The organism is Gemmiger sp. (assembly GCF_057431175.1).
Genome location: NZ_DBMDDV010000035.1, coordinates 15,512 through 29,603, shown reverse-complemented (window position 1 = coordinate 29,603; position 14,092 = coordinate 15,512). Strand labels below are relative to the sequence as shown.

Sequence of the window (14,092 nt, the reverse complement as noted above, 5' to 3'; positions counted from 1 at the left end):
CCGTTCAGAAGATCCTTCAACAAGAATCGCTTTATCTGCAAAGAACAGATCACATTTAGTCAAAGTCAAATACTTCCTGATAAAGTCCAGATTGTCAGGATTTCCTTGCGCAAAGGTATTCAAATTTTTGTAAATCACACCGTTTTTAGACTTTTGCGCATACCGAATTTTTGAAAATTCCATGGTATTTGCTATGTGAGCAGAATGGGATGTCAGAAAAGTTTGAATTTTAACTGTAGAGAGTTTTCCCAGAAATTTTTCCAACTATGTAGCAAATGCAGCTTGCATTTGCGGGTGCATATGCGATTCTGGTTCTTCAATAAGAAGCAATGGAATGCACGCAGCACCACATTTTTCTATGTTTCTGGCAAATTCAGCAAGTAGAAACTCCATTTTGATCAAATTCTTATACCCCAGACCGTTGTGCGAACTCGGCAAACTTTCGTTTGCTATACCGGAGACATATGAAGTCATACAGTCTTTCCAAAAATCTAAGCTCGTCCAGTCGGCCATGATAGGATATTTTAGCTCTGTAACTGACAATATGGTTACCACTTATACTATCATATTGGGCTCGTCAAAAGACACTACAAATCCATTGCGGATAACGTCAATGATGTCTTGCCGTGTCACATCCGAAATTTTATCCATCATAATACTCTCATTCATTAGCAGATAATCTGTCGCGCCTTATACTGCCTCAGTAGGGATCATTTCTTTCCTATACTGCGCCGGTGACTTCCCTATCTCTTTCTTAAACACCCTGCTGAAATACAGCGGGTTCTCATACCCTACGATTTCGGAAATTTCCTTGATGTTGTAGGTCGTCCGCTCCAACAGGCTTTGGGCGTTGACCATGCGCAAGGAGAGGATGTACTGGGCCGGTGACATACCTGCGTACTGTTTGAAATTGTGTATAAACCAGTTGGTGCTGATGTGCAGGGATTCCGCATAATCGTCTATGCTGATCTTTGTGTTATAGTTCTCGTTGAAGTAAGCCGCCGCGCGTTCAATTTGCTCTTGGACGTTGCCGGTGGTTTTTTTCTGTTCATGCTGTTGGCGGTTCACCAACAGCAGAATATCGTTGAACAGCGATGCAATATAGTCCTCGTACCCATAGCGGCACAGCTGCAACTCCTGAATGATTTTGCGGAACAACGCCTTGTAATCCGGCAGCACACCGCAGTAGAACACATGCTCATCGAGCGAGATGCCGTGATACTCCAGTATGTTCTTTACATCGCTGCCTGTGAAGTGAATCCAGAAAACTTCCGGGTTATCTTCCAGATAATATACATATTTTTGGATTTCTTCCGGCTTGTAAAGCACCATATGGCCTGCGCTGACGATTTCTTCCTTGCCGTCAAACCAGAAATGCGTCTTGCCGTTTGCCACATATAAAATCTGGTAATCCCTGCGCCCTTTCTGCCAGCAGGTCGGTAGTTTGGGGCGCGTTTTCAGCCGGTAGGTGCCACAGCTGCCCACCACCAACGGCGTGGAGTTGTCTTTGAAATCTGTACGGGAATTGTTCAGATATCCAGAGTTAATGTACACAAAAATTCCCTCCTGTTTTTGTGAATATTGCGAGGTGCTTCGTCCATTTTACCTTCACTTTACAAAAAGCCATTGATTTTGTGCATATTTAATGCGATACCGTTTATGTTTTATTGTATATAGAAATTGTATAATAATTTCAGACGAAACGCAAGCAGAACTGTATAAATCACAGGAGGAGAATGGATGATTATTCCGCACTATTACGAGGACCCGCACACACTGCATGTGGGTACCATGCCGAATCGTGCCTATTACATTCCGGCATCCCGGCGCAGCGATGCCTTAGTCGAGCACCGCGAGGCCTCGGATCGCTTCCAGCTTTTGAACGGAAGCTGGAAATTTCGGTACTACGCCAGTATTTATGACTTGCAGGATGCTTTCTATGAGGTCGGCTATGATGCCTCCGCTTTTGACAGCATCCCGGTCCCCAGCGTGTGGCAGAACCACGGTTACGACCACCACCAGTACACCAACATCCGTTATCCATTTCCCGCTGATCCGCCGTATGTTCCCAAAGAGAATCCCTGCGGCGCTTACCTCTACGACTTCACCTACCAAAAGGATGCCGCTGCCCCGCGCGCATTTCTGAATTTTGAGGGCGTTGCCTCCTGCTTCTACGTCTGGCTCAACGGTCAGTTTGTCGGGTACAGTCAGGTCGCCCATTCCACAAGCGAGTTCGATGTAACGAAGTTTTTGCAGGACGGCACCAACCATCTGGCGGTCCTCGTGCTGAAATGGTGCGATGGCAGTTACATGGAAGATCAGGATATGTTCCGCATGAACGGCATTTTCCGTGATGTCTACCTGCTGCACCGACCGGAACAGTGCATCGAGGACTATTTCATTACCACCGACATCCACGGCAGCACCGCAGAGGTTGCTGTCCGCCTGCGTTACTACGATTCCGCCGTTGCCACCCGCATCACCCTCTACGATGCAGCCGGCACAATAGTCGGCAGCGTAACGCCCGTGGAAGCATCGGATGATGCGGCATTCCCCTATCATGCAGAAATCACCGTTGTTGACCCGACACTCTGGAACGCAGAGCAGCCCTACTTATATGCCCTTGTGTTGGACACGCCCAACGAGACTATTACGGACCGTGTGGGCATCCGTGAGGTTCATGTTGCCAACAACCAAATTTATGTCAACGGCCAGTCCATCAAGTTCCACGGTGTAAACCGCCACGAATCCGACCCCGTCACGGGATATGCTGTTGGCTTTGAGCAGACGAAAAAAGACCTGCTCATGATTAAAAAGCACAACTTTAATGCCATCCGCACCAGCCATTACCCGGATGTGCCTTACTTCTATCAGCTCTGCGACCAGTACGGCTTCTTTGTCATTGATGAAGCCGACAACGAGAGCCACGGTGCGTCCGAATACTATTGCGAGGGCAACGAAAGCTGGCCCAACCACGTTGAAAACTGGAACAAGCCCATCGCAGACAACCCGGAGTTCACCGAGGCCACCGTAGACCGCACCCGCCTCTGCGTGGAGCGTGACAAGAACCGTCCCTGCGTCATCATCTGGTCGATGGGCAACGAGAGCGCCTACGGCTGCACGTTTGAAGAAGCGCTGGCATGGACAAAGAGTTTTGACCCCCGCCGCCTGACCCACTACGAGAGCGCCCAGTATCGCAGCAAGAACCGTAAATACGATTTCTCGAACATTGATATGTTCAGCAATATGTACCCTTCTCTCGAAAGCATTCAGGAATATCTGGACAACGAGCCGGACAAACCCTATATCATGTGCGAGTACAGCCACTGCATGGGCAACGGCCCCGGCGATTTGGAGGATTACTTCCAGTTCATTCAGAGCCATGACGGCTTGGTCGGCGGTTTCCTGTGGGAATGGTGCGACCACGGTATTTATAAAGGGAAGATGCCCGACGGCCGCGACATCTATTATTACGGCGGCGACCACAATGAGTGGCCGCATGACGGCAATTTCTGCATGGACGGTCTGGTCTACCCCGACCGCCGCCCGCACACCGGGCTGTTGGAGTTCAAGAACGTCTATCGCCCGGCGCGTGTTGTGAAGTACGACCGGGAATCCGGTATGCTCACGCTGCACAACTACATGGACTTTGTTGATTTGACCGAGTATGCCGCACTAACCTATCAGGTAAGCTGCGACGGCGAGGTCATCGACAACGGCTTCATCCCCTACCCTGACGGTTTCACCCTGCCGCCGCACAGCGAAAATGCCTTGCCGTTGGCCGTCCATATTCCCGATAAAGGCAAGTGTTTCCTGAAAATCTTCTACCATTGCGATAAAGACCTGCCCTTGCGTTCGGAAGATCATCTTCTGGGGTTTGATGAAATTCTGCTGGAGAACACGGACAGCCGCAACCAGAAAACCTTGGCTATGTGGAGTGATGCCCCTTCCAACAGCACAATCACTGTTCAGGAGACGGACCGCCATTTGACGCTGCGCGGCAAGAACTTCACCTACAACTTTAATAAGCTGACGGGTCTGTTCGCCGCGATGCAGTACGAGGATGCAGTCCTGTTGGACAAGGAAATGGAGTTCAACATCTGGCGTGCTCCTACGGACAATGACCGCAAGCTGAAGCTGGATTGGCTGGCTGCCCGCTATGACCACTGTATGACCAACGCCTACCGCACCGAGTATCAGGTGACGGACAGCGGTGTGACTCTGCGCGCCAAAGTCGGCATTGCACCGATCAGCTTGCAGAAATTCCTTGATTTGGATGTCTGCTGGACGGTTTCCAACAGCGGTGCAGTAACGCTGGCACTGCACGCTGAGCGCAACACGGTATTCCCCGAACTGCCGCGCTTTGGCCTGCGCCTGTTCCTGCCAAAAGAAATGGCCCGCGTCAGTTACTTCGGCATGGGTCCGATGGAAAGCTACTGCGACAAGCACCATGCTGCCAGCCACGACTACTTCAGTTCCACCATCTGGCAGCAGCACGAGGACTACATTCGCCCGCAGGAGAACGGCAGTCACTATGATTGCGATTATGTCCAGCTGGATGGCGCTGGCATCAAGCTTACCGCTGTCGGTGCAAAGCCGTTCTGCTTCAACGCCTCGCACTACACGCAGGAAGAGTTGACGGAAAAGGCGCACAACTATGAGCTGCATCCCTGTGACAGCACCGTTCTCTGCCTTGACTATGCACAGAACGGCATCGGCTCTGCCAGCTGCGGGCCGCGTCTGGCGGAGCAGTACCGCCTTGACGACGCTTCCTTCGATTTCAGCATCCGTTTGATTCCTGAAAAAGCATAACCCCTACACAAAAGAATGGAGAAAATCTCATGTCTGAAAACACGGAAAGACGCTATTTAAAATGGTATAACAAGGTCGGTTACGGCTCCGGTGATGTTGCGGGCAACGTGGTCTATGCGTTCCTCTCCTCGTTCGTTATGATTTACCTGACCGACACCGTCGGCCTGAATCCCGGCATCGTCGGCACGCTGATTGCTGTGTCCAAGCTGTTTGACGGCATTACCGACATCTTCTTTGGCTCGATGATCGACAAGACGCACTCCAAGCTGGGCAAGGCTCGCCCGTGGATGCTCTACGGCTACATCGGCTGCGCCATCACACTGGTCGGCATCTTCGCCATCCCCATGGGCATGAGCGAGTTTGCCAAGTACGCATGGTTCTTTATCTGTTATTCCATGCTGAACGCTGTGTTCTACACAGCCAACAACATCGCCTACTCTGCCTTGACTTCCCTTGTCACCAAGAACAGTGCCGAGCGAGTCGAGATGGGTTCCTACCGCTTCATGTTCGCATTTGCCACCAGCCTTGCCATTCAGTCTTTCACACTGCTGGCTGTCTCTGCACTGGGCGACACTGCCGAAGCATGGCGCACCGTGGCTATCGTCTATGCCATTATCGGTCTGATCGTCAACACGCTCTCTGTTTTCTCCGTCAAGGAGTTGCCGGAGGAAGAGTTTGTCGATACCACGGATAAAGCCGAAATCGAGAAAGACGAGAGGTACGGTCTTGTCGAAGCTGCCAAGCTGCTGGTCTCCAACAAATACTACCTGATGATCTGCGTCACCTACATTTTGCAGCAGATCTATGGTGCCATGATCAGTATGGGTACCTACTACACTGCTCATATCCTTGGTGACAAGAACCTGTTCGGCGTGTTCTCCTGGGCCATCAACATTCCTTTGATCATCGCACTGGTCTTTACCCCGACCCTCGTTGCCAAGATGCACGGTATGTACAAACTGAACGTCGGCAGCTATGCCCTTGCTACCGTGGCCCGCGCGCTCGTTGCCGTGGCCGGCTATACTGGCACCGGCGATGTCAAGATGATGCTGCTCTTCACGGCCATCGCTGCACTGGGTCAGGGCCCGTGGCAGGGCGACATGAACGCCGTTATCGCCTCCTGCTCCGAGTACACTTGGCTGACGAAGCACAAGCGCGTGGACGGCACGATGTACTCCTGCACCTCGCTCGGTGTCAAGCTGGGCGGCGGTCTCGGCACCGCCATCACCGGCTGGCTGCTGGCGTTCAGCAATTATGATAAGGCGCTGGCCGTGCAGCCGGAATCCTGCATCAATATGCTGAAACTCATGTACCTCGTGATTCCCTTTGTGCTGGACGCCATCATTACCTTTATCCTCTCCCGCATGAAGGTCGAGGAGGCCAACGATAAGATTCGCGCCGAAATGAAAAACTGATATTCACTATTCTCCTTCTTAAAAAGGGCTTCCGCATCTGCTGGCGGAAGCCCTTTTTCTGTATAGTGCTTTACCCTCTAAAATCGGCCAAAGCACTGGCTATTTGGGAAAGTGTACCTTTGCAAAGGTCGAAAAGAAGTGAAATTTTGCCTTAGAATAATCGTGTTTCCCCTTGCAAATCCTGAATTTTGGTGTATAATTAAATGTGTATCGTTGCAAATTGAATCTTCATAATAAAATTTGTAATGGTACACTTTATCAAAATTAAGAAGGAGGGAATAGGTAAAGCTCTTATGACGGATTGGGAGCTTGTGCCTGAAATGCAATGAAAAGAAACCCGAAAATGAGAGGAGTTCTCTCGTGTTTGTTGGCGTTGATGTTGGCGCTTTCAATCACACCGAGCGTATTTGCGGAGGAGCCTGTTAGTGGCACAACAATCTACGTGGATGCGATAAATGGTAATGACGCGCAGGATGGAGTCGGTACGACAGCAGAGAAGGCGTATCAGAGCATTGGCGAGGCGGTGAAGGCCGCCAAAAGCGGCGATACCATTAAGCTGGCCAAGGGTAACTATTCTCTGTACGAAGTGTGCGGCAAGAATGGCGCAGCAGATAATACAGAGTATACTAAGAACAAAGACCTGACCTTCATTGGTGCGGGGCCTGAAGAAACCAAGTGGGGTATCGGTGCAGAAGTTCCTGATCCAGCTAATTTCGGTACAGAGTACAACAGCGACTACAGTTTCGACGTTCGCGGTACGAAAGAAAAGAAGGAAACTGTAACATTTAAGAACATGACGCTTCAGGCTGCAAGTAAAGATTATCTCGGTTTTGCTGGAACCGATCACACAATCGTTGAAGACTGTGTGATCAACGGCAAGACTTTCTACTGGGGTTATGAGACTGCAATATTCAGCAATACCATATTCAACTGCCCACCTTCAGATTACGCCATCTGGACATACAGCTCTCCCGTGATGACTTTCGATAACTGCACGTTTAATTCCACTGGCAAAGTCATCAATGTCTACACCGATTTTGGTGCAGGAAAGAATGACATCATAGTAAATTTCAACGGTTGTACAGTCAATAATTCCGTTTTGTCTCTGAAACCGGTGCTGAACATCAATGACAGCAATATGGGGAATTATACGTATGTCATCAATATTTCCGGCAACAATGTTGTAAACGGGGTAGTTACAGATAAAACAACCTGCTCTCGTTTGTTTGGCTATGGCGGTAAATCCGACGACAATAATAAAGGCAAAACCATTGTAAACTTCGGTAACACTACCGTTTGGCAGGATGGCAAAATGGTTGATGCCAAGACATCCCATAACAGCGGTGTGACGGCAGATGGCGTTACCTACAACAACAATGTTGATGGTTCCAATGATAGTTTGTACGCCGAAGGCTATAAGGATCATGCGCTTGTAACTACCCCCGGTAAGTGGATTGCAAACGAAGATGGCACGATAACCCGCAATGTAACAAAAAAATGCAAGTATTGTGGATATGAGGAAAACGTTACGGAACATCAGGTCAAGTTAACTTATGATGCAAATGGCGGCGAAGGAACGATAGATTCAACGACCGGTGCGGCAGGAGAAAGTGTGACCGTTGCAGAAAATGTTTTTACCCGCAACAACTACACCTTTACCGGCTGGAATACACAGGCAGATGGCAAGGGTACTGCTTACAAAGCAGGCGATAGTTTTACATTGACTGACAAAGATACCGTACTTTATGCTCAGTGGAGCGAGAATGCGCCGGCACAGGTCAAAGTTTCTTATGACGCCAACGGCGGAACTGGTACAATGGAGTCTATAACCGGCGATGTAGGAAGCGAAATTGTTATCGGGCAGAACGGTTTTGCTCGGAGTGAATACACCTTTACCGGCTGGAATACACAGGCAGATGGCAAGGGTACTGCTTACAAACCGGGCGATAGTTTTACATTGACTGACAAAGATACCGTGCTTTATGCCCAGTGGAACAAGCTGGTAACGCTCAGCTTTGACCTGTGCGGGCATGGCGGGGCCAATATTCCCAGCCAGACCTTTGTAAGCGGCAACAAAGGCCAGCGAGCCGACCGCCCCCAAAGAGGACGGCTGGGTGTTCGGCGGCTGGTATACCGAGAAGGGCTGCCAGTACCGCTTCAGCTTTGACAGCGCTGTTACCAGCGATATCACCCTGTACGCCAAGTGGGACCGCGTGACCACCGTTGTTTCTGCGCCGGTCGCTACACCCACGCCTACGCCCACGCCCTCCCCTGCCCCGGCTGCGGCTGCCACCAAGACCGCGACCGTAAAGAACGCTGCTATCCCCCAGACGAGCGACGTGTTCCCGATGGAAGGGCTGCTGGCCCTGCTGGCCGTCGGCGCGGTTGGCTTTGGCGCGGCGGGCTGGCTGCGTAAAAAGCACCACTAAGCCTACCATTCGCTTTCCCATATAAATGCCTGCCCTGTGTGGATGTACTCCCGCAGGGCAGGCATTTTTTACAGGTCGTTCACCATTCTTTCATGTTTTGCGGCGGACGGTGTGCTATAATCGGTGGGTTAAAATATAATGGCTCATGTGCAGGGGTGACATTGTTTGCCCACAAACTTGGCGCAGCATCGCGTTTTTCAGGGCAGTTTCCTTACAAGGCAAACGGACACGGGCGAGCAATGCTCGCCTCTACAAGAGTTTTTCGACAGTCTGCGCCGAGGGTTCCCATATGGGAACCCTCGGCGTTCTTCATTTCATGCTTTTTGATTGCCCGGTCAACAGTATCACGCGCCTTACTGCAATGCACAGATCACAGCCACTGTTTCAGCACATCGTTCAGCTTTTTGATCAAGCTTGTGAAGAAGCCCGGAACAAAAGTGATCCATTTGAGAAAGCTGGGTATCCCGGTTGACAAGGCTTACCAGTGGGCCAACTCCAGGCTGGGATACTGGCGTATCGCCGGTAGTCCTGCTTTAAAGTGTTCCATTACAAACGAAAGACTCGCAGCAGCGGGATACTTTAGTATCCTCAACTACTACGAGTCTTTGCACTTATGCGGTTGAACCGTCGTGTACCGGTCGGTACGAACGGTGGTGTGAGAGATCGGCTCTTTAAGGAGAGCCGACTACTCGATTATTGGCGGCAAATTACTCGCCCAGATGCCAGATATCGTCGTTGTACTCGGCGATGGTACGGTCACTGCTGAACATACCGGCCTTAGCAATGTTGATAACGCACTTCTTGCGCCAGCCCAGCGGGTCGCAGGCATAGTCGCTCAGGGCCTGGCCCTTGCGCACCACATAGGCGTTGAAGTCGGGCAGCGTCTGGAACCAATCCTTGTTGATGAGTTCGTCGTGCAGGCGCTTGAGGTTTTCCTCATGACCGGCGGCCAGCATTTCGGGGCCGGTCAGGAAGTCGATGGCGCGGCGGATGTTGGGGTCGCCCTCGTACCACTGGGCGGCGCAGTAGTCGCCCGCGTCATAGCGGTGGATGACCTGGTCGGACGTCTGGCCGAAGATGTAGATATTGTCGTTGCCGACCTGCTGGCTGATTTCGACGTTTGCGCCGTCCATCGTGCCCAGGGTCAGCGCACCGTTCAGCATGAACTTCATGTTGCCGGTGCCGGAGGCTTCCTTGGATGCCAGGGAAATCTGCTCGGACAGGTCGCAGGCGGGGATGAGCTTTTCGGCGGCGGTGACGTTGTAGTTCTCCACAAAGACGACTTGCAGATGCTTGGAAACGACCGGGTCAGCGGCAATGACCTTGGACAGCGTCAGCAGTGCGTGGATGATATCCTTTGCGATGATATATGCCGGGGCGGCCTTGGCACCAAAGATGCTGACCAGCGGGGTGGCGGGCAGGTGGCCAGCCTTAATCTCGTAATACTGGTGGATGAGGTAGAGCAGGTTCAGCTGCTGACGCTTGTACTCATGCAGGCGCTTGGACTGGATATCGAACATGGCATTCGGGTCGATGGTGACGTTCTGGGTCCGTTTGAGCCAATCGGCCAGTGCCTGCTTGTTCTGGGACTTGACGGCGGAGAACTCCTGCAGGGTATCGACGTTTTCGGCGTAGGGCAGCAGCTTTTCCAGCTCGGTGGCGTCCTTGCGGAAGCCGGAACCGATGAGCTTTTCAATTTCGGCGGTCAGTGCGGGGTCGCACTCCAGCAGCCAGCGGCGGAAGGTGATGCCGTTGGTCTTGTTGTTGAACTTCTCGGGGTACAGCTCATAGAAGCCGTGCAGCTCGGCGTTCTTCAAAATTTCGGTGTGCAGGTAGGCAACGCCGTTGGTGGAGTGGGTAAAGTGGATGTCCATGTGGGCCATATGGACGCGGTCGTCCTTGTCGATGATGGCAAGGCTCTCGTCCTTGGTGCGGGTGCGGGCCAGTTCATCCAGCTTCTCGATGATGGGCATGAGCTGCGGGACCACGGCGTCCAGATAGGCGCGGGGCCACTTTTCCAGCGCCTCGGCCAGAATCGTGTGGTTGGTGTAGGCGCAGGTCTTGGTGACGATCTCGACGGCCTCGTCGAACTCGATGCCCTTCTCGCCCAGCAGGCGGATCAGCTCGGGGATGACCATGCTGGGGTGGGTGTCATTGATCTGGATGGCGGCATAGTCGGCCAGGTCATGGTAATCGCAGCCGCGGGCGGCGCACTCAGCCAGAATCAGCTGGGCACCGGCGGAAACCATCAAATACTGCTGGTAGACGCGCAGGCGGCGGCCGGCCTCGTCGGAGTCATCGGGGTACAGGAACAGCGTCAGGTTCTTGTCGATGGCGGTCTTATCGAAGGTGATGCCATCGTGGACGATAGTCTCATCGATGGTGTCCAGGTCAAAAAGGTTCAGCGTGTTGGTGCGGCCCTCATAACCGGTGACGGCCAGCTTGTACAGGCGGGCATTGTAGGTTTTGCCTGCCAGTTCGACCGGATAGACCGTGTCAGTCTTTTCGGCCCAGGAGTGTGCGGTCAGCCAGGGGTCGGGCAGCTCGTTCTGGACGCCGTCCTTGAAGGATTGGTGGAACAGGCCGAAGTGATAGCGCAGGCCGACACCGTCGCCGGGCAGATCCAGCGTGGCGAGGGAGTCGAGGAAGCAGGCAGCCAGGCGGCCCAAACCGCCGTTGCCCAGGGACGGCTCCGGCTCGACTTCCTCAATGTCGGACAGGTTCTTGCCCGCAGCGGCCAGCGCGGCGCGGGTGTCGTCGTAGAGACCCAGGTTAATAAGGTTGTTGGACAGCAGCTTGCCAATCAGGAACTCGGCGCTGATGTAGTAGAGCTTGCGGCCCTTGACAGGCTTGACGTGGGCGGCGCTCTGCTCGCGGACGATGTCCAGCAGGGCAAGGTAGATTTCCTGGTCAGTGCAGGATGCCAGCGGCTTGTTGGTTTTGGCTTCGATCACAGTGGTCATATTCATGAGAGTTACCTCCTCATATACTTGCCTCCCCTGGCAGGGGCGGAAGGGTTGAGCCTTGCCTTGGCCCGGAACTTTTGGGCCAATAGGTATATTTCTTGACTACACCTAGGTTATACCACACAAAACGCGCATGATGCTTGCAAAATAATGGCCAATAGTGGTACAATACTATCAACGAGGTGAAAATCATGCCAAATCAGAAAACCTTGCGCGAGACAAAGCAACACGGGGCCGCGTGGTTCCCTTTCAACATCTATCCCTGCACGATCCCGCAGGATTTTCCCCAGGTGGCGCTGCACTGGCAGGACAGCATGGAGTTGGTGTTTGTCAAAAAAGGGCGCGGCGTCGTGCAGGCGGGCCTGACGACCTACACCGCCGAGGCGGGCGATGTCTATGTGTTTGCCCCCGGCGTGCTGCACGCGCTGCGCCAGCTGCCGGGCGAGGTGATGGAATATGAGAACATCATCTTTGATTTGGAACTGCTGGGCGGTGCGGGCGACCTGTGCGCTGAAAAATACCTGCTGCCTCTGCAAAGCGGCCGCCTGGCGCTGCCCATGCGGCTGGCCCCCAACGACTGGGGCTATACCTGGGCCGTAAACTGTCTGCACGCGGCAGAGGAGTTCAACAAGCTAAAGGATGTTGGCTATGAGCTGTGTATAAAGGGTGAACTGCTGTTGTTTTTGGCGGCGCTGGTGGGCCGCAGCGGCGACCTGCCCCCTGCCGATACCCCCGACACCCGACGTTTGAAAACCGTGGTACAGCTGGTGAACGAGCAGTACGCGGGCGCACTGCACGTGACCGACGCAGCGGCAGCCTGCGGGTGCAGCCCCAGCCATTTTATGCGGTGGTTCAAGAAAATGACCGGCCAGGGCTTTACCGAATACCTGAACGAGCACCGCCTGAACGCCGCCGCCGACGCCCTGCGCAGCAGCAATGACACGATACTGGCGATTGCCGAGCAGTGCGGGTTTGACAACTTGTCGTATTTTAACAGGTTATTTAAAAAAAGATATGGCCTGACACCGAGGGAATACCGGATGAGGAAATAAAAAAGCCGCCGGCATCAACGAGATGCCGGCGGTAATTTTATGCTTTCTTACTGTAATCCCGTGCGCCGTAGATGGCGGTGCCTACGCGGACGATGGTCGCGCCCTCGGCGATGGCGGCGGCGTAGTCGTGGCTCATACCCATGGACAAAATATCCATCTGCGCCCGGTCGTAGTGCTGGGCATCGGCCTTGGCCAGCAGCTCCCGCATCTGCGCAAAAAAGCGGCGCGTCTCGGCATCGTCTGCGTCAGCGGGCGGAATCGCCATCAGACCGCGCAGGCGGGTATTCTCCCTCGCGGCGGCAGCTTCCAGCAGCGGGAACAGGCTGTCGGCGTCGACGCCGCTTTTGCTGGCTTCCTCGCCGATGTTGATTTCCACCAAAATGTCCTGCACCAGACCCAGCCGCGCGGCGGCAGCGTCGATTTTATCGAGCAGCCGCGTGCTGTCCACGCTCTGAATGAGCGCGGCACGGCCTACAACCTTGTTGACTTTATTGGTCTGCAAATGACCGATAAAATGTCCGGGCTTGCCATTGTAGGCCCCGGCGTCAGTCTTTTCCACAAGCTCTTGTACGTGGTTTTCGCCGAACAGGTCAATGGGCAAATCGGCGCTGTACCGAACTTCTTCCACCGTGCGGGTTTTGCAGGCGGCACAAAGGCGCACGTCGGCAGGGTCGCGGCCTGCGGCCCTGGCGGCGGCAGCCATCGTCTCCCGGATCTTTGCGACGGCCTCGGCCATCTGCTGTTTTTGTGCTTCTGGGATCATCGCACTTCCTCCTGACTGTAAACGGCGCGGGAGCCGCCGATGAACGGCGGGCGGGTGCGGGCGCAGAGCAGAATCGCCTGCCCGATGTGATCCATCGACAGGCGCACCGGCACAGCCACGCGGCGCAGGTGCATCCCGATGAGCGTGCCGCCGATGTCCATGCCCGCTGCAGCTTTGACTTCCTCAACGAGCACCGGGTCGTTAAAGGTGCGCCAGCAGTTGGTAGCCCAGCTGCCGCCCGCGTGGGGCTGCGGGATGGCCGCCACGATTTGATAGCCGTTGGCCCTGGCGACCGTGCGCTCGATGACGATAGCGCGGTTCAGGTGCTCGCAACACTGGGCAGCAAGGTAGACGCCCTGCTCCTGCAAGGGCGGCAGCACACCCGCCAACACGGCGGCAGCAGCCTCCATGCTGGAATCCTTTCCGATATGTCCACCCATGATCTCGCTGCTGGAGCAGCCGACCACGAAGATATCCCCAGTTTCCAGGTGCGCGGCTTCCAGCAGTTCTTCAGTAGCCTGCCGGGCCTGTACGGTAAGTTTTGCGTAATCCATGAAAAAGCCCCCTTTGGTACTATTATAGCAGGGGTGTCAATAACAAAAAAGCCTTCCCCTGAGGGGGAAGGCATATATGCGGTTTGCCCGTTGGGCGGTTG

The 14,092-nt window shown here is 53.7% G+C and carries 11 protein-coding genes; 5 read left to right on the top strand and 6 right to left on the bottom strand.

The window, feature by feature from the left end; all coding sequences use genetic code 11:
- From ACZO0A_RS11255 to ACZO0A_RS11245, 3 genes are all read right to left on the bottom strand, one after another.
- A partial coding sequence (locus ACZO0A_RS11255) for a hypothetical protein (RefSeq protein WP_486846342.1) occupies positions 1–183 on the bottom strand: 183 nt, incomplete at its 3' end.
- Between the two features lie 81 nt (positions 184–264).
- Complete coding sequence (locus ACZO0A_RS11250; RefSeq protein WP_302377596.1) at positions 265–474, bottom strand: AAA family ATPase; 210 nt, start codon at positions 472–474, stop codon at positions 265–267.
- Between the two features lie 216 nt (positions 475–690).
- Positions 691–1,554 carry a helix-turn-helix domain-containing protein gene (locus tag ACZO0A_RS11245; protein ID WP_302377591.1) on the bottom strand — a complete coding sequence of 288 codons (864 nt, stop codon included), beginning with the start codon at positions 1,552–1,554 and terminating at the stop codon, positions 691–693.
- A gap of 186 nt (positions 1,555–1,740) precedes the next feature.
- Here ACZO0A_RS11245 and ACZO0A_RS11240 point away from each other — a divergent pair, with 186 nt between their 5' ends.
- The 4 genes from ACZO0A_RS11240 (at position 1,741) to ACZO0A_RS11225 (ending at position 8,656) form a co-directional block, all read left to right on the top strand.
- On the top strand, positions 1,741–4,812 hold the full coding sequence (locus tag ACZO0A_RS11240) for a glycoside hydrolase family 2 TIM barrel-domain containing protein (protein WP_302377593.1): 3,072 nt from the start codon (positions 1,741–1,743) through the stop codon (positions 4,810–4,812).
- 29 nt (positions 4,813–4,841) lie between these two features.
- Positions 4,842–6,227: an MFS transporter gene (locus ACZO0A_RS11235; protein WP_302377594.1), complete on the top strand. Its 1,386-nt coding sequence runs from the start codon at positions 4,842–4,844 to the stop codon at positions 6,225–6,227.
- A gap of 364 nt (positions 6,228–6,591) precedes the next feature.
- Positions 6,592–8,394 carry an InlB B-repeat-containing protein gene (locus ACZO0A_RS11230; RefSeq protein ID WP_486846340.1) on the top strand — a complete coding sequence of 601 codons (1,803 nt, stop codon included), beginning with the start codon at positions 6,592–6,594 and terminating at the stop codon, positions 8,392–8,394.
- Complete coding sequence (locus ACZO0A_RS11225; protein ID WP_486846339.1) at positions 8,342–8,656, top strand: InlB B-repeat-containing protein; 315 nt, start codon at positions 8,342–8,344, stop codon at positions 8,654–8,656. Before ACZO0A_RS11230 ends, ACZO0A_RS11225 begins: the two co-directional genes overlap by 53 nt.
- A 707-nt stretch (positions 8,657–9,363) precedes the next feature.
- Here the strand turns inward: ACZO0A_RS11225 and ACZO0A_RS11220 are convergent.
- Positions 9,364–11,625, bottom strand: a complete 2,262-nt coding sequence (locus tag ACZO0A_RS11220) for a glycogen/starch/alpha-glucan phosphorylase (RefSeq protein ID WP_417344647.1) — start codon at positions 11,623–11,625, stop codon at positions 9,364–9,366.
- Between the two features lie 188 nt (positions 11,626–11,813).
- On the opposite strand from ACZO0A_RS11220, the gene ACZO0A_RS11215 reads away from it, so the two are divergent.
- On the top strand, positions 11,814–12,674 hold the full coding sequence (locus ACZO0A_RS11215; protein ID WP_417344645.1) for an AraC family transcriptional regulator: 861 nt from the start codon (positions 11,814–11,816) through the stop codon (positions 12,672–12,674).
- 37 nt (positions 12,675–12,711) lie between these two features.
- Here ACZO0A_RS11215 and ACZO0A_RS11210 read toward each other — a convergent pair whose 3' ends face one another.
- Together ACZO0A_RS11210 and ACZO0A_RS11205 are read right to left on the bottom strand one after the other, a co-directional pair.
- Positions 12,712–13,437: a YggS family pyridoxal phosphate-dependent enzyme gene (locus tag ACZO0A_RS11210; RefSeq protein ID WP_291232124.1), complete on the bottom strand. Its 726-nt coding sequence runs from the start codon at positions 13,435–13,437 to the stop codon at positions 12,712–12,714.
- Complete coding sequence (locus tag ACZO0A_RS11205; protein WP_486846337.1) at positions 13,434–13,991, bottom strand: TIGR01440 family protein; 558 nt, start codon at positions 13,989–13,991, stop codon at positions 13,434–13,436. Before ACZO0A_RS11205 ends, ACZO0A_RS11210 begins: the two co-directional genes overlap by 4 nt.
- Positions 13,992–14,092: the final 101 nt, after the last annotated feature.